This window comes from Nocardia sp. XZ_19_231 (assembly GCF_015355705.1).
Classification (GTDB): Bacteria; Actinomycetota; Actinomycetes; order Mycobacteriales; family Mycobacteriaceae; genus Nocardia; species Nocardia salmonicida.
In genome coordinates, this window is record NZ_JACUZI010000004.1 from 297,362 (window position 1) to 320,188 (window position 22,827).

At 63.0% G+C, this 22,827-nt stretch carries 19 protein-coding genes and 2 pseudogenes; 12 read left to right on the top strand and 9 right to left on the bottom strand.

Annotated features, from left to right (window positions below; translation table 11 throughout):
* Positions 1 to 77: 77 nt before the first annotated feature.
* Entirely contained in the window at positions 78 to 1,112 is a 1,035-nt protein-coding gene (locus IBJ82_RS19935) for an alpha/beta fold hydrolase (protein WP_194827463.1), read from the top strand.
* Between the two features lie 147 nt (positions 1,113 to 1,259).
* Positions 1,260 to 2,294, top strand: coding sequence for an alpha/beta hydrolase (locus tag IBJ82_RS19940; protein WP_370585392.1), 1,035 nt, complete (start codon positions 1,260 to 1,262; stop codon positions 2,292 to 2,294).
* Between the two features lie 51 nt (positions 2,295 to 2,345).
* Here IBJ82_RS19940 and IBJ82_RS19945 read toward each other — a convergent pair whose 3' ends face one another.
* From IBJ82_RS19945 to IBJ82_RS19955, 3 genes are all read right to left on the bottom strand, one after another.
* Positions 2,346 to 2,999 (bottom strand): bifunctional 2-polyprenyl-6-hydroxyphenol methylase/3-demethylubiquinol 3-O-methyltransferase UbiG, encoded by a 654-nt coding sequence (locus IBJ82_RS19945; RefSeq protein WP_194827465.1) that lies wholly within the window; start codon positions 2,997 to 2,999, stop codon positions 2,346 to 2,348.
* A gap of 626 nt (positions 3,000 to 3,625) precedes the next feature.
* Entirely contained in the window at positions 3,626 to 3,904 is a 279-nt protein-coding gene (locus IBJ82_RS19950) for a hypothetical protein (protein WP_194827466.1), read from the bottom strand.
* A gap of 68 nt (positions 3,905 to 3,972) precedes the next feature.
* Complete coding sequence (locus IBJ82_RS19955; protein ID WP_194827467.1) at positions 3,973 to 5,214, bottom strand: oxygenase MpaB family protein; 1,242 nt, start codon at positions 5,212 to 5,214, stop codon at positions 3,973 to 3,975.
* Between the two features lie 739 nt (positions 5,215 to 5,953).
* On the opposite strand from IBJ82_RS19955, the gene IBJ82_RS19960 reads away from it, so the two are divergent.
* The 3 genes from IBJ82_RS19960 to IBJ82_RS19975 all read left to right on the top strand — a co-directional run bounded on the left by IBJ82_RS19960 (position 5,954) and on the right by IBJ82_RS19975 (position 9,645).
* Positions 5,954 to 6,697: an SDR family oxidoreductase gene (locus IBJ82_RS19960; protein WP_194827468.1), complete on the top strand. Its 744-nt coding sequence runs from the start codon at positions 5,954 to 5,956 to the stop codon at positions 6,695 to 6,697.
* A gap of 46 nt (positions 6,698 to 6,743) precedes the next feature.
* The gene (locus tag IBJ82_RS19965; RefSeq protein ID WP_194827469.1) at positions 6,744 to 7,376 is read left to right on the top strand and encodes a TetR/AcrR family transcriptional regulator; all 633 of its coding nucleotides are present in this window, start codon (positions 6,744 to 6,746) and stop codon (positions 7,374 to 7,376) included.
* A 931-nt stretch (positions 7,377 to 8,307) separates the two neighbouring features.
* Positions 8,308 to 9,645, top strand: coding sequence for an oxygenase MpaB family protein (locus IBJ82_RS19975; protein ID WP_194827470.1), 1,338 nt, complete (start codon positions 8,308 to 8,310; stop codon positions 9,643 to 9,645).
* Here IBJ82_RS19975 and IBJ82_RS19980 read toward each other — a convergent pair.
* Entirely contained in the window at positions 9,642 to 10,457 is an 816-nt protein-coding gene (locus IBJ82_RS19980) for a TetR/AcrR family transcriptional regulator (protein ID WP_370585393.1), read from the bottom strand. The two genes, IBJ82_RS19975 and IBJ82_RS19980, sit on opposite strands and share 4 nt — an antisense overlap.
* 369 nt (positions 10,458 to 10,826) lie before the next feature.
* On the opposite strand from IBJ82_RS19980, the gene tatA (IBJ82_RS19985) reads away from it, so the two are divergent.
* From tatA (IBJ82_RS19985) to IBJ82_RS35400, 3 genes and pseudogenes are all read left to right on the top strand, one after another.
* On the top strand, positions 10,827 to 11,087 hold the full coding sequence (tatA, locus tag IBJ82_RS19985; RefSeq protein ID WP_194827471.1) for a Sec-independent protein translocase subunit TatA: 261 nt from the start codon (positions 10,827 to 10,829) through the stop codon (positions 11,085 to 11,087).
* Between the two features lie 105 nt (positions 11,088 to 11,192).
* A pseudogene (locus IBJ82_RS34720) lies at positions 11,193 to 11,454 on the top strand (twin-arginine translocase subunit TatC); the annotation flags it as partial.
* A pseudogene (locus IBJ82_RS35400) lies at positions 11,452 to 11,565 on the top strand (transposase); the annotation flags it as partial. The pseudogenes IBJ82_RS34720 and IBJ82_RS35400, both read left to right, overlap by 3 nt.
* A gap of 23 nt (positions 11,566 to 11,588) precedes the next feature.
* On the opposite strand, the gene IBJ82_RS19990 reads toward IBJ82_RS35400, so the two are convergent.
* The 5 genes from IBJ82_RS19990 to IBJ82_RS20010 all read right to left on the bottom strand — a co-directional run bounded on the left by IBJ82_RS19990 (position 11,589) and on the right by IBJ82_RS20010 (position 17,992).
* Positions 11,589 to 12,824 carry an IS110 family transposase gene (locus IBJ82_RS19990; RefSeq protein ID WP_194827472.1) on the bottom strand — a complete coding sequence of 412 codons (1,236 nt, stop codon included), beginning with the start codon at positions 12,822 to 12,824 and terminating at the stop codon, positions 11,589 to 11,591.
* 248 nt (positions 12,825 to 13,072) lie between these two features.
* A complete protein-coding gene (locus IBJ82_RS19995) occupies positions 13,073 to 13,501 on the bottom strand; it encodes a WhiB family transcriptional regulator (protein ID WP_370585394.1) in 429 nt (142 codons plus the stop codon).
* Between the two features lie 674 nt (positions 13,502 to 14,175).
* Positions 14,176 to 15,105, bottom strand: coding sequence for a hydroxymethylbilane synthase (hemC, locus tag IBJ82_RS20000; RefSeq protein ID WP_194827473.1), 930 nt, complete (start codon positions 15,103 to 15,105; stop codon positions 14,176 to 14,178).
* A 92-nt stretch (positions 15,106 to 15,197) separates the two neighbouring features.
* Positions 15,198 to 17,123 carry a long-chain fatty acid--CoA ligase gene (locus IBJ82_RS20005; RefSeq protein WP_370585395.1) on the bottom strand — a complete coding sequence of 642 codons (1,926 nt, stop codon included), beginning with the start codon at positions 17,121 to 17,123 and terminating at the stop codon, positions 15,198 to 15,200.
* Between the two features lie 11 nt (positions 17,124 to 17,134).
* Positions 17,135 to 17,992: an oxygenase MpaB family protein gene (locus tag IBJ82_RS20010; protein ID WP_194827475.1), complete on the bottom strand. Its 858-nt coding sequence runs from the start codon at positions 17,990 to 17,992 to the stop codon at positions 17,135 to 17,137.
* Positions 17,993 to 18,230: 238 nt separating this feature from the next.
* Between IBJ82_RS20010 and IBJ82_RS20015 the strand changes: the two genes are divergently transcribed.
* The 4 genes from IBJ82_RS20015 (at position 18,231) to tatA (IBJ82_RS20030) (ending at position 22,751) form a co-directional block, all read left to right on the top strand.
* Positions 18,231 to 19,835, top strand: coding sequence for an acyl-CoA synthetase (locus IBJ82_RS20015; protein ID WP_228537419.1), 1,605 nt, complete (start codon positions 18,231 to 18,233; stop codon positions 19,833 to 19,835).
* Positions 19,836 to 20,195: 360 nt separating this feature from the next.
* On the top strand, positions 20,196 to 21,428 hold the full coding sequence (locus IBJ82_RS20020) for a CdaR family transcriptional regulator (RefSeq protein ID WP_194827477.1): 1,233 nt from the start codon (positions 20,196 to 20,198) through the stop codon (positions 21,426 to 21,428).
* A 220-nt stretch (positions 21,429 to 21,648) separates the two neighbouring features.
* Entirely contained in the window at positions 21,649 to 22,152 is a 504-nt protein-coding gene (locus IBJ82_RS20025) for a YdcF family protein (protein ID WP_194827478.1), read from the top strand.
* 338 nt (positions 22,153 to 22,490) lie between these two features.
* Positions 22,491 to 22,751, top strand: coding sequence for a Sec-independent protein translocase subunit TatA (tatA, locus tag IBJ82_RS20030; RefSeq protein ID WP_194827479.1), 261 nt, complete (start codon positions 22,491 to 22,493; stop codon positions 22,749 to 22,751).
* Positions 22,752 to 22,827: the final 76 nt, after the last annotated feature.

The window sequence follows — 22,827 nt, forward strand, 5'->3', positions numbered from 1 at the left end:
ATAACTTACTCACTGGTAATATATGGAAATTGTGGGTCTGCCGGTAGGCAGTGACTGGTGAGGTAAGGGGTTTACCGATGGGGATCGTTGCCGAGCTGCCGCGCGCGGTGCGCAATGTGTGGTCGGTGTCGTTCGGTGGTGGACTCGAGTCCTACCGCCCCGCACCGTCGACGACGGTGTACGACGGGGCGCACCGGCACCTGAAGCGCTACGACCGCGCCATGTCGGCGAAGGGCAATCCGGTGCTGCTCGTGCCGCCGCTCGCGGTGACCACGGCGTGCTTCGACCTGCGTCCGGGGCAGAGTCTGGTGCGCTATCTGCTCGACCAGGGCAGGCAGCCCTACGTCATCGACTACGGCGAATTCGGTTATGCCGATCGCGATCTCGGCCTCGAGGACTGGACCGACGACATCCTGCCCGAGGCGATCTCGCGAGTCTCCGAAGAACACGACGGCCGCGGTGTGGACATCATCGGCTGGTCGCTGGGCGGTGTGCTGGCCCTGCTGACGGCAGCCTCCCATGCCGACCTGCCGATCGCCTCGATCACCTGCCTGGCCGCACCGATCGACCAGGCCGGCACCGCGTTCCTGATCCCGCTGCGCCTGCTCGCCAAGGTCACCGGTGGTCGGGAGATGGCCGTGGCGACCAAGGTCATGGGCGGCATCCCGCAGGAATTCGTGCGGCTGGGGTTCCGGATCCAGGCTTTCGACCGCGAGCTCGCCAAACCGATATACCTGGCCCGCAACGCCTTCGACACCGAGGCGCTGGCCAAGATGGAGGCGACCGACCGGTTCATGGCCACCATGCCCGGCTACCCCGGCCGCTCGTACTGGCAGATCTACCGCAGCCTTGTGCTGCGCAACGAACTCGCGAGCGGGTCGATCCGATTGCGGTCGGACCTGGTGATCGAGCTGTCGAAGGTCACCTGCCGGGTATTGCTGGCAGGCAGCCGCAGCGACGTGGTGGTGCCCGCCGCCTCGGTGCGCCGCGGCCTCGATGTGCTGCCGAACGCCGCCGAGGTGGAGTTCGTCGAGGTCAGCGGCGGCCACCTGGGCATGGTGTCCGCCGCCGATACGACCTGGCCCGCGATCGAGGAGTTCCTCAGCCGCTGACCACCGCGCCCGGATCGGCAGTATTGTCGCCGTCCACCAAACCGCGGGCAGGTGCAGTCCGAACCTCTCTACATGCCTCACGTCGATCGACCGTGGGGTGACCCGCACTGCCTCGACAGTGCACCCGGTAGACGAGAGGTTTTCTCAGTGAGAAGAACACGGCGATCGATCCGTACGGCGAGGGTGTACGCGGCGTTGGTGAGCGCGCTGACCTTGGCGGGTCTGGCGCTGCCTGCGAATGTCGCTGTCGCCGAACCCGACACCGCGCGTGTGGTCTCGGCGGTCGACATCGACGACAGGCGCCAATTGGTGACCGTCTTCTCGCCGGCGATGGACAAACCGATCCCGTTGCAGGTCATCCGTGCCGCCGACACCGCGAACCCGCGGCCGACGATGTACCTGCTCAACGGCTCCCAAGGCGGCCCGAATCAGAGCGGCTGGGACGCGCAGACCGACGCCGTGAGCTTCCTTCGAGACAAGGACGTCAACGTCGTGACCCCGGTCGGGGGTGCCAGCTCCTACTACACCGACTGGGTGCGCGACGACGCTGTGCTCGGGCGCAACAAATGGCAGACGTTCCTCAACGAAGAGTTGCCCTCGGTCATCGAGGGGTTCCTTCGCGCCGACGGAAACCGCACGGTGGTCGGTGTGTCGATGAGCGGCACATCGGTGCTGAATCTGGCGATCGCCAAGCCCGGCTTCTGGAACAGCGTGGCGTCCTACAGCGGTTGCGCGCAGACGTCGGACCCCATCGGCCAGGAATTCGTCCGGATCACGGTGGAGAACTGGGGCGGCGGCCAGAGCATCGAGAATATGTGGGGACCGCGCAACGGCCCGCTGTGGCGAGCCAACGATCCGCTCGTCAACGCGGAAGGACTACGAGGCACCGAGGTCTATCTGAGCACCGGCACCGGCATCCCCGGCGCACCCCACGACACACCGGCCGACCCCCGTGTCCAGGACGGCAGGATCCCGCTCCCCGTTCAGATCGCGTTCGGCGGCCCCATCGAAGCGGCAGTGCACTTCTGCACCGTGAACCTCGCCAACCGACTGCGCGAGTTGAACATTCCGGTCACGCTGGACGAGCGTCCCGTCGGCACACACTCGTGGGGCTACTGGGAAGACGACCTGCGCTCCTCGTGGCCTTTCCTGGCACAGTCGGTCGGCAGCCGGACCAACTGAGCCGACCGCGTCCACCCTCGTCGCCACTGCCGGGGCGACGAGGGTGGACGGTCAGGCCTTCGTGGCGACGACCAGGATGTTCTTTCCGAAGAACTTGCCGGTGACGACCTGAAGGAGCTTGCTGAGCGGGAACACCACCCGGTCGTAGAGCTTCAGCGCCCGCGTGTTGATCGTGCCGTCGTCGCTGCCCGCGAATTTGTACGCCAAGGTGGCGAAGAAGCCGATCGGGTCGCAGTAGCGCGACTCCACGATCTCCAGCCCGGCGTTGCGCAGCATGCGATCGAGCTGGGTCCGGCGGTAACGACGGTAGTGCCCGACCTTCGTGTCCATGGACGTGAACAGCATCTCTAGCGCCGGCACATAGATCACCAGCGTCCCTCCCGGCCGCAGCAGCGAGGTGAGGTGTTCCGACGCTTCCTGGTCGTTCTTGATGTGCTCGAAAACGTTGAAAGAATATATGAGACTGTACATTTCGGATTCGGACGGCTCGGCCTCGCAATCGACGACCTTGTAGCCCTTCGACAGCAGCAATTTCTGCAACTCGGCGTCGGGTTCGAGACAATCCGGGATGATCCCACGCTCGGCCAACATATCGGCATAGGTGCCTCTACCGGCGCCGAAGTCGAGTATGCGCAGATCTGGCGACGTGACATGTTTATCCACGCAGTCGATCAGAAACTTGTTGTAGTTGACCGCTTCGGTCATCGCCTCCAAGTTGTCGCACCCGGTGTACGCGAATTCGCTGCTGGTCACGCTTGATCCCCTCAATGCATCGATGGGCGGCAATGGCGGTCAGCGTAGTCCGACTACATTGCGGTGCCGCGACATCGGGCAACATTGCTGCGCGTCTCCGAAGGCGTGCGGCGTAACCGACGAGGCTGCCCGCAGGAGAAGGGGATCGGATCATGTTGCGAGGTAACCGATTCGGCGCATCGGGTGTGTGCTCACGCCCGATGCGCCGAACCGGTTTCCGCGGCATCACGTTGTTGGTGTGCCGTCAATCCTGCTGATCGAACCGGCGGCGATCAGTCATCGTGGTGAGGGTGACCGGTCCGGACCAACCGCAGGGTGACTCGCACATGCCAGTTACCATCGCGGTGGTCGATCCGTCGCTGTAATAGACGGTGTGCGTGCTGGCCCGCGCCGGATAACCGCAGGACGGGCACTTCCCGAAGTAGTCGAGCACCTCGCGAACTCCGGACGCAGCTACCGGTTTCGGCGTCCAAGGCATTGAATCTGTGCGTTCGACTGCACTGTCGCGCATTTCGGATATCCCCCATTGTCGCGACGACGATGGGTCCGCCGTCGCGTCAATTCGAGACAAGAGCCTTTCAGTAGTGCTTGGCTCCCGGCGTGCACGGGCTCGCCGAACCGGTCAATGTCGCCACATCACAGACGCCACCGGTCAGGATCTGAAACGGAGTGACGCCGAGCAGGACGATCAATCCGATGATGTCACCTTGCCCGGCCAGTAGAGCGGCCGAGTTGGCCGCGGCCGAGCCTGCGTCGGCTCCCGATGAGCCTGTCTCGGCTACAGCCGTGCCCGCCGCGGCTCCGACGAGGCCGGCTACCGCGACCGAGGCTGCGGCGATACGAAGGGTGTTACGCATTTCGTGCTCCTTGCTAGGGAGTAGGAACTCCCTGGAAATGGGGTTCGTGGGAGAACTTCGCCGACGTGTCAGCGCGGCGGCTTGCTCATGTCGCGGTTCATCATCGGGAGTTCGATGCTGATCGGCAGGCGCAGTTCGGCCAGATAGATCAGGGCGGCCTTGCGCAGGAATTCGTCGAGAAGCCAGTAGGGATCCTCGAGCGGCGGGACCACGGTGAGCAGGCCCTCGCGCACGGCGATGAACGGACCCCAAGCGACCTGGAGCAGAAGATCCCAGATCGGTTCCCTCGGAATCGCGAGCCCGTCGGCGATCTTGTCGCCGAGCAGGAAACGCGTGAACGCGCCGAGTACCGGCTTGCTCAGAATCGACAGGTCGATGTTGGCGCCCAGGCTGAGGAGTCGATCGGCCAGCTTGGCGCCTTCCGGCGTCGCCGCGAGGATGGGATCGAGGATTTGCGCAGCTTGGGAATTGGCATCGGGCCATGACTTGGGGATGTATTCGTCGCGGACACCCAGCAGGTGCGCGGCGACCTGCCAGGAGTGCAGGAAAGCATCCGCTTCGTGTGCCGGGATCGGCACCTTCCAAGAGTTCAGGTGCTTCATCACGGTCGTCGGCAGACTGTGCCAGGTGACCATGATGTCGTTCTGGCTGATCGGGATGTCCTCCTCCGCGGAGTGCACCCAGTGCGGGGACTGCGGCAGCAGGTGGCGCACCGCGGCATGAACGAGGCGGGTCTTGACGCAGGTGACGATCATTTCCCCGTCGGGGGTGTAGGCATTCGCGCTACCGATGTCGTAACCGAGTTTCGCGGTCTTGGTGATGCGGTCTTTGAGGTCGTGACCGCCCTTGGAGTAGTAGACCGACCGCGCCTCCTTCGGGATGACGGTGCTCATCATGCCGCTGGCGAACCCGTAGAGGACACCGAGATACAGTCCGCGCTTCTTGTTGAACGCGATCGCGGTATCCAACTTGCCCGGGTCGGTCCACTGCGGCAGTCGGCGGGCGTACTCCATGAAGTCGTGCAATTCCGTGGGCAAGCCGGCGGGCAGTGCCTGACCGTTCTTGGTCCAGGTCCGCAACAGTTCGTTGATCTTGGGGACTTCGCCGCGGTCGATGAGTCCGGCGACGAGTTGGTCGGCTTCGGGATCCCATACCGTCAACGGGTCGACACCGGATCCGGATCCGGCTACCGATCCTTCTGGCGACCAGGTCCACGGATCGGCCCGTGCGGTCGCACCCAATCCGATGGCGCCTGCCACGCCGAGCATTCCGCCGGCCTTCAGCGCGTTACGCCTATTGAGACTATCCATGACATGACTCCTCATTGAGCACAATCAGACCTCCAGACCGCCTCGTGAGCACCCGATGTACATCGTCGAGATGGACTAGAATGTGCAGTAACTTAACAGGCGTTCGGCGCGATGTCTACGTTCTGCGGACTTGCGCCGTGCAATCGCTCGGATTCGACAGGTGCGACGTGGTGACGATCTGCCAAAGAATCGCTTTGACCTGCATAGTTCTCAAATTTTCGGCTAGGGCGTGCGCACGGGAGTGGGGCCGAACCGGCGATCGGCCGCACTGATCATCAATCCAAGTATGGCCGGTAACTTAGCCGGGAAGGCGCAGGTAGTGCTGGATAACTCGCCTCGGCCGTCGCGTGCCGAATCTGGTCGTCTGTAGCCGATTTCGATTCGCAAACACTGCCGTAAGAGGCACGTGCGAGGGATGTCGGGTCGGAATCGCATCGTCGCCCAGCCGATCGATCGGAGGGCTGCGGTCCAACGAGCGGCGTCAGGGCCATGATTGGGAACAATCCGTAACATAGTGCCGTAAACTCGACGATGCGTCTCGCTTTCGGCCCCCGAGCGGCGTTCCGATTTGATGAGAATCATGATTAACTTGTGAACGCCCGTCGCCGACCGTCGGCGACGACGCGCGAGGAGAGTCAAAGATGTCCGCTGTCATCGTCGACGTGATGCCGACACCGCCCGGCGGCGGGAAGTTCGGTGGGGGACTGTCGCAGGTTCCCGGCGCGGGATCGGCGCAGCGATGACGAATCGACGATGCGCCCTGATCACCGGCGGCTCGCGCGGGATCGGCGCCGAGGTCGCGCGGCGCCTGGCCGATCTCGGTTACGACCTCACGCTCGCCGCCCGCGACAAAGCCGTGCTGGACAGCACCGCTGAAGAGCTGCGTGACGACCACGGCGTCGACGTGGTGACCGTGATCGCCAATATGAACGATTCCGAGCAGCTTCAGCGGCTCGCCGATGTCCATGCCGACCGGTTCGGTCGCCTCGACGTGTTGGTGCACTGCGCCGGCACCGGCACCGCCGGACCGGTTGCGACCATGAGCGCCTCCAGCTACCACCGCATGTTCGACATCAACGTCCGGGGTCCCCTGACCCTTGTGCAGCACTGCCTGCCGTTGCTGCGCAAGACGGCGAAGGACAACCCCGGCGCAGGCGCGAAGATCGTCGCGCTGGCCTCGATCACCGGTGTCGCCGGCGAGCCGGGCTTGGCCGCCTATGGGGCCTCGAAAGCCGCTTTGGTGTCCCTCTGCGAAACCATTTCGCTGGAGGAGTCCGCGAACGGTGTCAGCGCGACGGCCATCTCACCCGGCTATGTCGATACCGATATGACGGCCTGGAAGCGCGAGGAACTCGACCGTGCGGCGATGCTCACCACCGGCGACATCGCGGAACTGGTATCGGCCATCACTCGTCTGTCCGCCAATGCCGTCGTTCCCAATATCGTCGTATCCCGGTCGGGAAGCCAGCTGTGGCGAGCATGATCGGCTGCCCGTTACCGACCCGAGCTGACAGATCGAGCGCTGCCCGATGACCGCCATGCGCGGCGAAGTGGGGAACGTGCACATCTCTCCCCGCGCAGCTCGCACCGTGGCCCGTGCGCGTCGCCGCGAGGTCGTCATCGACGCCGCGCGTGACGTCTTCGTGAATTACGGTTTCCACGGCGCCAGCATGGAAGAGATCAGCATCAGGGCGCAGGTGAGCAAACCGGTGCTCTACGACCACTTCATGGGCAAGGTGGACCTGTATTCGACTGTGCTGCAACGCTATCTGGACCACATGACCGATGAGATCAGTCACGCGCTCCGCACAACCACGGGGTACGAGAACACGGTCCGGCGCGTGGTGTCGGCCTATTTCGACTTCGTCGACGAAGACGACGGCGCGGGATACACGCTCGTCTTCGACACCCCGGTCCCGAGTGAGCCGAGCGTCGAGGCCCGGGTGCGTGTCGCGATGACCGAATGCGCCGCACTGGTCGCCGCCGAACTCGACGCGGCGGGGATGGATCACTACCGCGCCCGGGCCTGCGCATTCGGTCTCGTCGGCGCCAGCCACCTGGCAGCCCGCTACTGGTTCGACGCCGGTCGCCCGATCCCCAAGACCGACGCAGTCGACACCACCGTTGCCCTGTTCTGGACAGGTCTGTCCGGACTCGGCTAGTGCGAACCGGTGGGGTTTTCGGATCGTCTGGGCCGTGCTCGAGAAGTGGGTTGATAAGAAGTCCGGGCACCCGCCGAAGTGGATGAAACGGCAGCTCATCGATGGGATCCGTTGGCGGACAGGGGTCGGTGCGCCATGGCGGGATGTGCCCGAGCAGTAAGGGGCCCTGGCAGTCGGTGTACGGATTGTTCCGGTCCTGGCAGCGAGCCCGGGGTACGGGCGGCGATCCTCTCGGCGTTGCAGATCTGCGCCGAGGCTGGCGACGGCATTATCTGGGAGGTCAGTGTGGACTCCACGATCGTCCGCGCGCACCAACATGCCGCTGGTGCGCGTAAAAGGGGGATCCGCAGGTCCAGGCGCCCGGCGGAGTCATCGTCGAGCCGACCGATCATGGTTTGGGCCGCTCCCGGGGTGGCTGGGGAACGAAGCTGCATTTGGCGTGCGAGCAGGGCCGTAAACCGTTGGCGTTGTTGATCACCCCGGGCCAGTGGGGTGACAGTCCCGAGTAAGCAGCGTCACGCCATCGAATGTGGCATCAAACAGCATTGTGCCGTGGCCACCCGATACGACAAACTCGCCGTCCGCTATCTGGCCACTGTTCACATCGCTTCGCATCGCTGCGATCAATATCTGGCTCGGTACTTACCGGCTAATTCTTGAACACGCCTAGTGCATGTTTCGTGCATCCAACGCAATATAAACCTCAAAGATGCTGGCGTGGGGCTATTTTCGGGAATTTCTGACGCGGCACCGGAACAGACGGGGTGGTCTCCGACGATGCACACCGGAATTGGTTGGGGGCACTGTGAATTGACCCAGAGTACTCATGACCTGGCCCTTATCCGCTCTCGCCCGATGATAAAAAGATATGGAACTTGCCTCTGCGTATCCCTGCAGCGGCTGTCACTGCAATTGCTGAGGACGTGAGTCGATGGACAACCTGAACAGACGTGACGCATTGAAGGTCGGCGGGATGCTGGCGGGGATCGGGGCGCTGTCCCTGTCGTTGTTCACCGCCCCGCCACGAGCGCAGGCGTGGAGCTGGTCGGCCAGCGGCTCGATCGCCGGCTCCGGCGACGGGGTCGATCCGATGACCGTGTGGGATCCGGCAGCCGACCAGGTCATAGCCGAGGTCCTCGAGAGCGGCCAGGTGCCCGCGATCAACAAGATTTTGGCTACCTGGACCACCAACAACCAGCCAACGCCGTCGGGCCTGCCCCCGAATCTGACCGCCTTCATCGAGCAGGCGCGCCAGCTGCCGGCCTGGATCGATCAGTCGAAACTGACTGCGGCGGACGACTTCAACTCCAAGCAGGGGCCGTTCATCGGCACCGCCTACGGGTTCGGGGCCGGCCTGTTGGCGACCGTGATCCCGCACGAGTCACGCGCCGTGTACTACTCCAACGGCGGCGGTGATCTCCAGGATCGCATCGCCAAGACCGCCAAGCTCGGCTACGACCTCATGGCCCAGCAGCCGTTCGCGCCCAACGGTCATCTGATCGTGACCTGCGTCAAGACGCGCATGGTGCACGCGGCGGTGCGGCACCTGCTGCCCAAGTCGGCGCCGTGGCTGCAGGTGGCGACCGAGTCTCCCAAGATTCCGATCAGTCAGAACGACATCCTGGTCACCTGGCACAGCCTACCGACCACCATCATGCAGAAGCTGAAGGCCTGGAAGGTACCCATAACCGACGCCCAGTCGGCCGGCCTCCTGCACTCGTGGCAGGTGACCGCGCACCTGCTCGGCGTACAGGACCAGTACATCCCCGCGACGTGGGACTCCGCGAACGCTCAGTCCAAGCAGGTGCTGGACCCGGTTCTGGGCCCCACGCCCGAGGGCACCAAGATCGCCGACCACCTCCTCACCATCGGGCCGGTACTGGCTGCTACCAGTTTTATCACCAAGCCGATGCTCGCCTCGTTCACCAAGTTCGTGCTCGGTGCCCAGGTCGCCAAATGGCTCAATCTGAAGACCGACGCGATCTGGGACGGCATCTTCGCGACGCTGTGGGGGCCGTTCGTCCAGCTCTACCAATTCGGCAGGATCGTCCCTGGTGTCGACTTTATCTACTTCCAATTGACCGAGTTCATCAAGGTAGTCGCGCTGTTGTACCTCAATAACGGCGGTCTCAAACTGGAGCTCCCGATCCCCACCACCAACAACCCGTCGATCCCCGGCACACCGCCCGTCACCACCACCCCATACGCTACGACGACTACGACACCGCCCACTACGACAGCACCCGCGACGACGACACCTCACAGCTAGCCTCGCCCAGGCACGCCAATTGAGCTGTTGTTGTCCTCGAATGGCGAAAGGCGCTCTGAACTGGAATGATTCGACTTGTCCAAGGTTGAATCAGCAGTTGGCGGAGCGCCTTTCTGGTGAGAGTCCACGTGGTGGTCCCCGGAGGTCACCGGATTCAGCATCGGAACGAGAAATTGTCGAGCGATCGTGGCAAGTTGAGCATCGTTGTCGAGGTCGACGACATGGCTGGGGATCGCCACGAAGGAGGCGCAGACCCGGACCATCAGTTCGGCTACCAGATCGGCGTCTACTCGGCTGTGAACATTGCCGACAGCTTGCTCACGACGAAGCTGGCCGGCGACGAATTTCTGGACTGCGGCGATGTTTCGACCTCCGTCACCGATCATCGAGCTCGCAAGTCGGTCTGGCTCGACGGCGATCATGCCATCGATGAGGGGGTTGTGCCGAATAGCGCGTAGCGAACTCACGAACCCTAGTACGAGCCGATCAGCGACTGTCTCCGCGTGCTCGATATCGAGAAGAAACTGGCTGAAATATCGCCTGTACTCCCGCAATAGCACCTGCTCGACCAGTACGTCCTTTGTGGCGAACCGTCGGTAAACCGTGATACGCGAGAGATGGGCCCGCCTGGCCACGTCCTCCATCGTGGAACGTTGGATACCCATCCGGCAAAACTGTTCGTAGGCAGAATCCAGGAGTCGTGCGCGGATTTCGTCCACATCGGCAACATCGTCGACCGCCTCGAGGTACGCGCGTTCGAGAAGAGACGTCTGTTCCGAGGCCCTCGGTCCGGTCGGCAGAACGGGCTTCACAATTTCCTCCTGGCACGGTTGCTCCTTCGTCACAGTGGCCTCTGTGTGGAGTCACATCCTCCTTTTGTAGCAGACTCGGGCCACCGCGTGTTCTTATTGAGATACGCGGTCACGCAATCGGTTTCAGTACATCTCGAGATGCATTTCAGTCTCGAGGAGGAACATAATATGGACAAACTCAGTAGGCGAGATGCTCTCAAGGTGGGCGTTGGGGGCTGTAGGAGCACTGGCCGTGGCGTCGCCGACTCGCGCGGAGCCTTGGACGTGGTCACCCGAGGGGTCGATTTACCTGCGCGCCGGGGGCATACGAATCTCGGGCCGGAACCAAATTGATTCCGGGCCCGAACCCTGCAAGTTTCGGAGGCAATCATGGGTCAGTTCAGCGTATGGCATTGGGCGATCGTCGCAGCGGTCTTCCTACTGTTCTTCGGTGCCAAGCGAATGCCGGACGCGGCTCGCGGCCTGGGGCGTTCGCTACGCATCTTCAAGAGCGAGGTCAGCCAGATGCAGTCCGAGACAGACAATTCCACGCACGACACCCCAGCTCAGCAAACCACGAAAGTGTTGCCGCCGACCCAGTCGTCGGCATCCGCGGGCAGCGAACGAGTGTTTCTGTCGAAATCGCACTGAGCGTCGTTTTGGTACCGAAGTGAGCCGGCGCTCACTTCGGGCACGCGATATCGCCACCTATTCCATCGCGGCCGCAACGCACGTCGGGCGAATCCAGCCGGCACCATGTCGATCGTTCAACACCTGCAGGAGTTGCGCACTCGACTGTTGATCTCGGTAGCCGCGATCCTGGTCACGACGGCGTTCGGGGTCTATTGGTATGAGTTTCGGTCCTCGGACTCCAGAGCTGGGTGGCGTGTTGCTCGGACCGTATTGCTCACTCGATCCGTCTACACGAGCAACGCTGACCCCGGACGGTTTCTGCCGGCTACTCGTGACCGGTCCGTTCGAACAATTTATGCTCCGCCTGAAAGTTGGATTCACCGCCCAATACCGGCGTTTGGCCGTCCGTTGGGAACGTCGCACCGACATCCATCAAGGATTCCTCGACCTCGCCGCTGCGCTGATCTGCCGGCGACGACTCAGCAATCGAACTTGATAGACATCCCAGGAGCGTTGATGTCAAGCAGCAACCTTCGATTTGGGTTCCGGCCAGGCTGTCGTTTCGTCGTAAGGGGTGCCGGCTTTGAGGCATCCGTGCAGAATGCCGACGAGCCGGTTGGCGAGCTGGCGCAGGGCCGTGTTGTGGCCGGATCCGCGGGCGCGTTGTTTGTCGTAGTAGTCGCGGGCGCCGGGAGAGGACAGCAGGGCGCTTTGGGCTTGTGTGAGAAGAGCATCGACAAGCCGGTCGTTGTGAACGAACCTGGCCAGGGTGACCTTCTTCTTGCCCGAAGCGCGGGTGATCGGGGAGGTGCCCGCGTAGTTCTTGCGGGCTTTTGCGGTGGCGTAGCGAGTCGGGTCATCACCGAATTCTGCGAGCACCCGGGCGCCAAGGATCGTTCCCAAACCTGGTTGGGTCAGGATGATCTCAGCGGCCGGGTGGTGCCCGAAATGGGTATCGACCTGCTCAGCGAGGGCCTTGATTTGAGTGTTGAGGACGGCGATGACCGCCAGCAGCGAGCCAACGGAAGCGGCATAGGCTTGGTTCACGACTTCAGGTTGGCCGAGGTGTTCGGCGCGCAGCGCGGCTTGGATGATCGGGGCCTTGGCGGCGATGTGTTTGCGGTGCGCGCGTTTCATCGCGGCACTGATCTGGGTGATCGTGAGCCGGGCCGCCCGGTCCGGGGTGGGTGCCTTGGCCAGGAGTTCCAGAGTGTCGGCCGCGTCGAGGTCGTCGAACGCATCCAGCGCAGCGGGAAAGTAATCGCGCAGGGCGTGGCGCAGCCGTTGGGTATGCCGGGTCCGTTCCCAGATCATCGTCTTATGGGTGCGGGCGATGACCTTGATCGCTTCGGCACGGTCGGAATCTCCGGCCACGGGCCGCAGCTCGTGCGCGTGGGTGCGGACCATATCCGCCAGAACGTGCGCGTCGGCGGCGTCACTCTTGGCGCCGGATACCCCGAGCCGGTCACGAAACCTCGCCGCCTGCAACGGGTTCACCGCCATTACCGTGTATCCGGCCGCAACCAGGGCACCCACCCACGGACCGCGATCGGTTTCGATCCCGACCAGCACCTCGACCTGGTCGGTGTCTTCGTCGGCCAGGCCCCCGATCAACGCGTGCAGTCTCGCCACCCCGGCCACACCCTCGGGCAGCCGAACCTTGGCCAGGCGGCGCCCCGAGTCATCCATCATCTCCACATCGTGATGGTCCTCGGCCCAGTCATCACCCACGAACAGCTTCAACAGTTCTCCCATACTCGATCCAGATCACCGATTTCGTCGGCAGCCTGAGGGAGAACTATCAGCGACCTAATCGAGCAGTGCTCACGGCCGCCGAAGCGACGGGCACGACATCCCAGCAGCGATCAACTCTCCCGGCCACCGGCAGGGGCACTGTCTATCAAAAGGACTCATCAGATCCAGGAGCTCCGAGTGCTCACCCGCTGGCCGGCTACCACCAAGAAGTGTGCCGGATGGCTCACTCCCCGAACCGATTAGGAGCTCTAGGTGTCCGCGGGGCGCAACGAGGTTCGACGCCGGTGCCTGGCGCGTTCCAATGCCGTCATTCCACCCCAGATCCCATGCGTCTCACCGGCTTCGATCGCGTAGGAGCGGCAATGGGTGAGCACCGGGCACGCTCGGCAGATCTTCTTGGCGTGCAGGACCTGGGTGCGGACTGATCCGAGGCGGTCTTCGGTGCTCGGAAAGAACAGCTCCTGGTCCATCTGCCTGCACCGGGCAGTCAACTGCCAGTCCCATGCTGCGGCTGTCGGCCCAGGGAGAACGACACGCGCACTGCGATCAGGTCGTCGAGTATCGGCAGCCATCGGTGTTCTCCTGGTGATCGTAAGTCGGAATTGTCGAGTGCGCCCTGACACCGGATTCGGTAGTCGACCGTATTCACGCTTCGCTATCGATGAAGGCCGCGACATGGTTCGGCATAGCCACTTCGGCTTCTCCTCGTCGGTCTAGTGGAACATGCGCTCGAGCAGGCACTTGTTCGCTCTCCGCAGTCCTAACCAGATAGAATCGACGTTAACTTAACAGTTGGAGGAGTGGATCGCCACAGGTGGCGGCAGATGGTCGAGGTGGTGCCAGGTGAACGAACCGGCAGTGCCCACCGGGGGAGTCGAAGGGGTGGTTCTCCGGCATCGGCCTCGACGCGTCCGACGTCCCGCGCGGATACGACGGCGATGTTTCGGGATTGTGGTTCGCAACAATTTTCACAGGGGGCGAATGTGTTGCAGATGAATCCGCTTCGGCACGTTATGGATGAGCTCACTGCGTGCAATTAGTACTTCGGTGCCGCGTTCATTGCTCTGGCATTAATTGAATGTCTGATCGGCGTTCTCTTTCTGATCCCGCGAGCGACACGAGCGGTGATTCCGCTGTTTTTTGCGCATTTGATGGTCGCGTGCTCCCCGTTGGTACTGGCACCCGCCTTTGTTTGGGATGCTCCCTTTGTGCCCAATATGGAGGGGCAGTATATTTTCAAGAACATTGCGCTGATGGCGATCGCGGTGGGTATCGCCGCACGCGTCACGCCTATGCAAGACCGCCGCCGAGCGAGGCCGAAGCATCGACGGTGACGCCGTGCGTGCCCGGGTCAGTGCGGGATATCGTCGATCAATCGACGTGCGCCCTGACGCAGCAGGTTCGACCCGATGAAGAATCCCAAGGCCTCCGGATCGTCATCGACGCCCCAGTCCTGGGCATCGAGCCATCGGGATCCGTCCGCGGAGAAGACGGTGCCGCGCAACACGATCCGCCCGCCGGGGGCGTCTGTCGCCAGCCCTGCGATCGGAGAGTTGCAGTGTCCCTGCAGGGCGTGCAACATCGCTCGTTCGGCCGTTGCCTGGCGGCGGGTGCCGGGATGGTCCAGCTGTGCCGCGAGCTGCTTCACCTCGCCATCATCCTCGCGACACTGCAGAACAATGATTCCCGCACCGATCGGCGGGCACATCTGCTCGACCGTGAGGGTTTCGGTGATTCGGTGCTGCTGGCCGACCCGTCGAAGGCCTGACACAGCGGCGATGATCGCATCGAAATGACCCTCGCCGAGGCGGGCCAGTCTGGTGTTGACGTTGCCGCGCAGCGGCTGGATATCGAGATGCGGGTGATGGAGTCGCAGTTGCGCTGTTCGGCGGACGGAACTTGTGCCGACGCGCGCACCGGCGGGAAGGTCCGACAGTGCGGCGCCGGTGCCGCTGATCACGGCGTCGTGGACATCTTCGCGGGCCAAATAGGCGGCGAAGGTCAAACCCGGCGGGATGGGGACATCGCCGGGAATATCCTTCAGGCAGTGCACCGCCACATCGGCCTGGTCGTCGAGCAACGCACCATCGATCTCCTTGACGAACGCGCCCTTACCGCCGAGCGCCGCCAGGTCGCCCATCCACCGGTCACCCGCCGTTGTGAGTTTGATCAGCTCGGTTTCGGCGCCGAGCCTGTTGAGGCCTGCTGCCACCTGTTCGGCCTGATGAACAGCCATCGGGCTGGAGCGGGTTGATATCCGAATTCTGCGTGAACGGTGCATAGTGACCTTTGCTTTTGTCGCCGTGTTCCGTGGCGGCGAAATGGATAGGATTTCCGGGCTCACGGCGGCGCGCGGTGCGGTGTCGCCGCGGATTACATTTCACGTGACGGCCAGCGGACCGAATGCTGTTCGGTCCACGCGTTCTTCTTGTTGCGGAGAACACGCTTCGGTGGTGCTACCGCCGCAGCTACCTCTACGGCCGTGCTCGGTAGCGAGGAATGGTAGAGCGACTCGATTTCCGCGCCGTATTTCTGCTCGATCATCCGGCGCCGCAAGCTTGATTTGGGAGTAACTTCCGCGCTACCGAGCCGCCAGGCATGGTCCAACAGTGCGAACCGCCGGACCTGCTCGGGCCCCGACACCGTGGAATTCGCCGCGCGAACGGCTTCGGACACCGCTTCGCGAACCCCGGGTCGTTTGCACAGCACATCGAGCGTCGCCGGCTCGACGTGCGCCAGTCGCGCATCGGCGGCGATGGCCTCTTCGTCCAGGGTGATCAGCGCTGTCAGGTAGGGCCGCTGCTCACCGATCACCATCACATGGCCGATCAGGAAAGACGCGGCGGCGATGGCGTTCTCGATGATCGCCGGAGAAATGTTGTCTCCCTCATCGGTGATGATCATCTCGCTCTTGCGCCCGACGATGCACAGTCCACCCTCGGCATCGATCTCTCCGAGGTCGCCCGTACGCAACCAGCCCTCGGCATCGATGGCCCGGTAGGTGGCCTCCAGGTCTTGATGGTATCCGCGCATGACGGTCGGTCCGCGCACGAATATCTCGCCGTCGAGACCGAGTCGCAGATCGAGGCCGGCTACCGGCATCCCGACCGACCTCGTCGACAGATCGGTCGGCGAGGTCGTGGTGCAGACGCCAGTGGCCTCGGTGAGCCCCCAGACCTGGGTCAGTGGGATTCCGAACGCGTGAAAGAACTGGGTGGTATCCCTGGACAACGGCGCGGCACCCGACACCGCGAAACGCACGGCATCCAGGCCCGCTGCGCGGAGGACTCGGCGCAGCACCAGTCGCTCGGCCAATCGAGCTCGAAGCAGTAATCCCGGACCGGGTCGGCCCCCTTCGAAGCGTGCGTTCGCACACCGCTGCCCGGCAGTCAGTGCCCAACGGCCGATCCTCCGGGCGGTCGCGTTCGGGTGCGTATCGATTCCACGTTCGATCGCGGATTTGGTCTTCTGCCACACTTGGGGAACCCCGAACACGATCGTCGGGCGCGTGTCCGACAACGCCTCTGCCAACTTCGTCGGTTCATGGAGAGTCGTGACCTGAACACCACGGACCATGGCGCCGTAGTGAGCGGTTACCCGGTCGGCGATATGAGCGGCGGGCAGGTACGACAGGATCCGATCCTGAGGACCAACAGGCAGATGTTCGGCGAGCCCGACCAATTGGGCCAGGATGTTGGCATGCGATAACTCCACACCCTTCGGTGAACCGGTCGTCCCGGAGGTGTAACTGATTGTCGCGAGGTCGTCAGGGCGGACATCGCGCCAGACCGAGTCGAAGATGTGTGCCTTCGTTTTCATCTCGGCGAGTCTTTCCAGCGGTAGTGTTCCGCGTTCCGCATCGTCGACGCAGACGATGACCTCGAACGTCACCCCCGCTTGCCTGAGGACGGGCAGGAACCGGCTCTCGGTGACAAGGATCCTGGTCTCGGCATTGGCGCATACTTCGGCGATCTGCTGGGGGGCCATCGTGTTGTAGATCGAGAACGGAGTCGCCCCTACGTGCAGAGCGGCAGCATCCACCAGGTGGAATTCCGGCCTGTTCGACAGCATCAGGCCGATCGTCTCCCCCTTTTCGACCGACAGTTCGAGCAGGCCGCACGCGATGTCACGCACAGCGTCTCCGTATTGACGCCAGGAGAACTGACTCGTACGGTCATGGCTCCGCAATGCCGTGGTGTCGCCTCCCATCGCGACGCTCGCTTGAAATGCTTCGGGCAAAGTGAAGACGAAATTGCCGCAGCGATGCGGGAAAGCAACCGAGGATCTGGCCCGATGCACCGTGTGCCCGCTCAGATCAAGTTCTTGCCCTGGGATCGACGCTCACGCATGTCTTCCAGGTAGCGCTCGAAGGGTTGAGCTCGCCAAGCGTCCGGCAGCACCTCGAGCAGTCGACCGATCGTGCGCATCACGATCTCGAACACTCGCTGCTTGCGAGGGCTCCACGGCAGGCCCAACTCGTCACGGAACTTCTGTGGCAGAAACCCGGTGGTGAAGAAGCGATTCGGCCGACCGAACAGCACGCGGGTGCCTCGACTCCATGCCGCCAGCTCGACAACGTAGTTGAGCAGGTAGGTGCGGACTTCGTCGTCAAAGGACAGATCGCCGAGCATCGAGTCCCAGTACCGATCGAAGGCTTCGCGGTCGGCCGGCCACAGTTCAGCGGGCATCTGCAGCGTTGTCCCGAACAGGGCGGCATCGTGATACATCTCGTCGGCATACTGCTCGTTCATCTCGCCGAAGAGCAGGTTCACCGTATCCAGGACGCCGCGGTACAGGCAGGCGGCGACCCACAGTTGGAGCCGGGGGTCGAAAGCGTTGTACCGAACAGGGCTGTGCGGGCCCGAGCGCACCTGGCGGTGCGCGGTGCCCACCGCGGCACGGTACGCCGCCCGGTCTTCGTCGGTTCCGATCATGGCCACCGCGAGATAGGTGAGCGTGGTTCGACCGCGCTTGGCCGGTCGCGTTGCGTAGCTGCCTGATTCGACGACGCTTTCCACCACACCGCGCCCCACCGGCGGCAGGCTCAGCTGCATGATCACGTTCGCCGGACCGCCCAGCACCGCGCCGACACCGTTGAGGTAGCGGTGGCGGCGCGCGATGTCGTCCGAGACATCCTGTGGCCGACCAGCCCTTGCTGAACGGGTCATGGCCGCCCTCCGGTTCGAAAGGATGAGAGATTCACGCGCTCATGTTCTCACCGGGACCGGGCTTCCACAATACTTTTCCGCACTTTCGACCGCATTAAGTTACCAATGATTCCTCCACAGGCTACGATCGCCATCGGCTGTCGGTGTGTAGATTCCGATCGCTCGTCCCGAGTACCCGAGCCCTTCGGAGGTGTCCATGTCGGCGATCCCGAGTATGCCTGCAGCCCTGGTCAGAACCATGGCTGACGGCCTGTCCGCCGTCGGTGTCCTGCGCAGGAGTGGCGCGATCGAACTCCAGAACCCGGTGGAACTGCTCCGCACTGCCAAGGATGCGACAGTGTTCGGTCCTGTCGTCACCGCGTTCGCGCACGCGGCTCGTCACAACGGCGCCGCCACTGCCATCGTCGACGAGCGGGGGCCGCTCACCTTCGAAGAGCTCGACCGCAGGTCGAACGCGGTGGCCAACGGCCTTGCCGCGCGGGGGATCACGAGTGACACCGTGCTGGCCGCACTGTGTCGCGACCATCGGGGGATGGTCTTGTCGCTTCTCGCCGCGGGCAAGCTGGGTGCGCGAATCGTGTTGCTCAATACGGGAATGGCGGGGCCGCAGCTGGTATCGGTGGCCGAGCGCGAAGGCGTCGGCGCGATCCTGCTGGATGCCGAGTTTCTCGACCGCTTCGGCAACCTGCCCGATAAGTTACCCATTATTCTGACATCGGATGACGGCTGGGCGAGCCACGGACAGCTCACTCTGGATGATGTTCGAGCGGGCCAGAGCACCCGCCCGCTGACGAGTCCCAAACAGCCCGGCGGGATCGTGGTCCTGACCAGCGGCACGACCGGAACACCGAAAGGTGCACCGCGAGGGAAAGTGTCGCCATTGCAATCGGCGCAGTTCCTCGACCGGATCCCCTTGCCGAGAGCGAGTACGACAGTGCTCGCGGCGCCGGCATTCCACGGCACCGGTCTGTCCCAGCTGATCCTGGGCTGGGCACTGGGGAGCGCGATCATCTTGCAGCAGCGGAAATTCGACCCACGCCGCACGCTCGCCGATATCGAACACCATCGCGCGGGCACACTGGTGCTGGTACCCACGATGTTGCAGCGCATCGTCGATCTGGGTGAGTCCGTACTGGCCGAATACGACACCTCCTCGCTGAAGGTGATCTTCGCGGCCGGATCCTCCATTTCGCCCGATTTGAGCAGGCGTACCGCGCTGGCGTTCGGTGAGGTGCTCTACAACCTGTATGCCTCGACAGAGGTCGCGGTGGCGGCCGTCGCCACACCCGACGACATGCGTGAGGCGCCTGGCACCGTGGGTCGTCCACCCGTGGGCTGCCGGGTCGCGATCTACGACGACGCCCGCCGTCGGGTCACCGAACCGGGCGTGGTCGGCACCATCTTCGTCGCCAGCGCACTCAGTTTCGGTGGTTACACCGACGGCACGGGTAAGGAGATCGTCGACGGAATGCAGTCCAGTGGCGATGTCGGCCATTTCGATACGGCCGGAAGGCTGTTCATCGATGGTCGAGACGACGACATGATCATCTCCGGCGGGGAGAACGTCTTTCCGCTCGAGGTCGAAAACCTGCTCGTAGATCGACCTGACGTCCTCGAGGCGGCTGTCGTCGGCGTAGACGATCGCGACTTCGGAAAACGCCTGCGCGCGTTCGTCGTGCCCGCACCGGGTGCTTCGTGCGACGCACAGCAGATCAAGGACCACGTCAAGGCGGCCCTCGCGCGACACAAGGTCCCGCGGGATGTGGTGTTCGTAGACGAGTTGCCACGCAACGCCACCGGCAAACTGCTTCGTCGCAAGCTCGAGAGCCCTGATCCATGGTGAGGGCCGAACATGCCTACCTGACAGGGCAGGTGCTTAGGTCCTCGCTGTGTATGAATGGGCAGTAACTTAACTCGAGCACGCCTGCTCGTCCCGGTTTGAGGTAAGCCCGCTCGGGCATCTCTGGTTGAGGTCGCCCGATGCTGATCCGGTGAAATTCATTGTAGTGAAACCAGTTTGAGTAGCCGTCTAGCGGTGGCAAGGGGTTGGATGCGTCAAGCGTCAGGCGATATACGGGGATTAGCACCTTCGCAGGCTGGAATGGGCAGTAACATAACCTTGTGCTGGAGTGCCCGCCGTGGGAGACTGCTTGCCAGCCATCGCTGCCGAGAGGCGACGTTGAACGCAGTGAGGAAGTCATCGATGACTACCGACTATTCACCCAGAATCGATTCTGTACGGCCCCGTGCGGCCACGGCGGAATCCTCCATCAGAGTCCGAGTGCTCGCCGACGAGTTGGTGGCCCGCATGCTCGCGAGTGTGGCCACGCGCCGCGGTGGCGTCAGCGATGGCGCTTTGGCTACCGTTGATGTTCTACCACCAGGTTCCACGCTGGCCGCAGTTCCGGTCCGTGGTCGAGGCGATGCCGTTCGACATCGCATTGCCGCGCCGCCGCCGGCGCGTACCGAGGTGCCGAGCGAGGTGATCGATCACGCGATCGATCAGGGTTTCGAAACCAGTCTGGAGCTGATCGCCTCGAGTCTGGTCGGCACCGACGAGCAGAAACTGACGGTAGTCCGTCAACTCGCGACCGAAATGCTGGACAGCGTCACGGCGGCGATATCGCTGGCGTACGCCGACCACGTCGAGGCGGAGGTCGTCGAGGATCAACGGACCAGAAACGCGTTAGCGGTCGCGTTGCTCGGCGGGCAGGACACCTCGGCGATCACGCGGTGCAGTGGCTTCGAGATCGCCGAGAGCTATTCCGTGCTGGCGGTGCACTTTCCATCCCGTAGCGACGGCAGATCCGACAATTTTGTCAGCCAGATGGACGTCCGGCGGATGATACGAAATATCCGGGCGGCCCTGGATTCACATTGGTCGGTGCGTTCACTGTCGCGACTCGATGTGCGCGGTGGTGTCGTACTCATACCGTCGGCCGAAGCCAAGAATCTCGACACCTTGTTGGCTGATCTGTCCGCTGTGGCCGGAGTCGAGATGACCGCGACCTGTGCGGAGGCCTCGCCGACGGAAATTCCGGCGACCGTTGATCAGCTGTACGAACTTTTGGATCTGACGCAAAGAATGCAGCGCCCACCTGGTCTGTTTCGTTTCGCTGATCTGGCGGTCGAATATCAGTTGACCAGGCCGTCTCCGGTGCGTCGACATCTCGATGCGATACTGAACCCGCTCGATGATCACCCTATTCTGATGGAGACCTTGTGCACGCACCTCGATAACAATCTGAATCGTCGCCGAACCGCGCGACAGCTCAGTGTTCATATGAACACTATCGACTATCGCCTGAAAGGAATCTGCAAGCTTACGGGCTTCGATCCTTCATCGGCCGATGGACTCTGGTATCTGCAGTCGGCGCTGGTCGTGCGTAAAGCGAATTATCAGGAGAATGATATCGATCGCGGTGTCATCGTATAGCCGATAGTTCTCGAAAAGCGGTACGGCATCGTCCGCAATTCGGCGGCTGATTATCAGAGTTTTGGTGGTCGAATTGATGGAACCAACGGTATGTTCCGGCGGGGAACGATCGGCTGCCGCTCCGCTGGTCTGCATGGCGACAATTATTGCGGCATTGCTCAGGATGCCGTCCAGTGCCACCGACGACGGTGCCACTGCGAGGCGACGACGGACACACGCGATGACGAGCGATGAACCTCTTGTCGTGCCGAAATTCGAATTCCACGGGCCGAATACAGCGATCGTGGTACTCGGGCACGGGTTCTTATCAGGCGGTGCCATGTGTCCGGAGTCGATCAGCCGACTGCGCACGGGATACGTGCAGGCGTTGCTGGCCCCGGCATCGCCGATCGTTGTCGCCGGTGGGCACGCTGCCCGGGGAAGCGTTGCCGGTGGGCACGCTGCCCGGGGAAGCGCGGAAGCGGCGGCCATGGCGTGCTGGCTGATCGCTGTCGGAATGGTGGCCGAGCGTGTGCACGTGGCGCCGCCGGATGTCGACAACGCCGTCGGGGCCGCCCGGTCGTCGGCCCGACTCCTGCGGGCGATCGGCATACGAGAAGCAGTGATCATCAGCTCTGCTCATCACATCGAGCGTGCTGCCGAGGTGCTCGCTGCGACAGGGATCGAGGTGGTCGGCACGGTAACGCCTGACCAGGTGCCTCCGCTCGCGTGGAAGACGATCTGAGCCGGCGGTCAGCGGTGGCAGCGCCCCGATTTCGGCGTGCTCGATGTCGATGATATGCGCGGTGGAAGTGGGATGGATTCCATAAATTTTCCTCCGAACAGTTGGATGTTTCTTACTCACAGTAGTGGCTGTGCGAAGTCACACCATCTTTTTGCGGCACGTGAAGACGTGACATGTTGTTCTTGGGGTGCGCGGAAGCGAACTACTTTTCATCGCATCATGGAGATCCCCCTGACCAACCGACCGAAATGAGCCATATCGCCTGAGCTGGGTTTCGGAAATTCTCTGGCTCGTAATCGATCGATTCCGAGTCCACCATGTCGATATAGGAGGTAACGATGGGTCAATTCAGCGTCTGGCATTGGTTGATAGTCGCCGCTGTCTTCGTGCTGTTCTTCGGCGCGAAGCGTATGCCGGATGCCGCTCGCGGCCTCGGGCGGTCGCTACGAATCTTCAAGAGCGAGGTGAGTCAGATGCAGTCCGAGGACGCAGACGCGGCGAGCGAGCGGCCGCGGGAACCTGCAGGGCTGCCTGCGTCGGCACAGCCGACAGCACCACCGTCCGGTGAACCGATGGCTTACCGATCGAAGACGCTCTGAGCGTTGTGTCGGTACCGAAGTGGGCGACTGCTCACTTCGGTACCTCACTGTCGTCGAACGAGCCGCAATCTCAAAG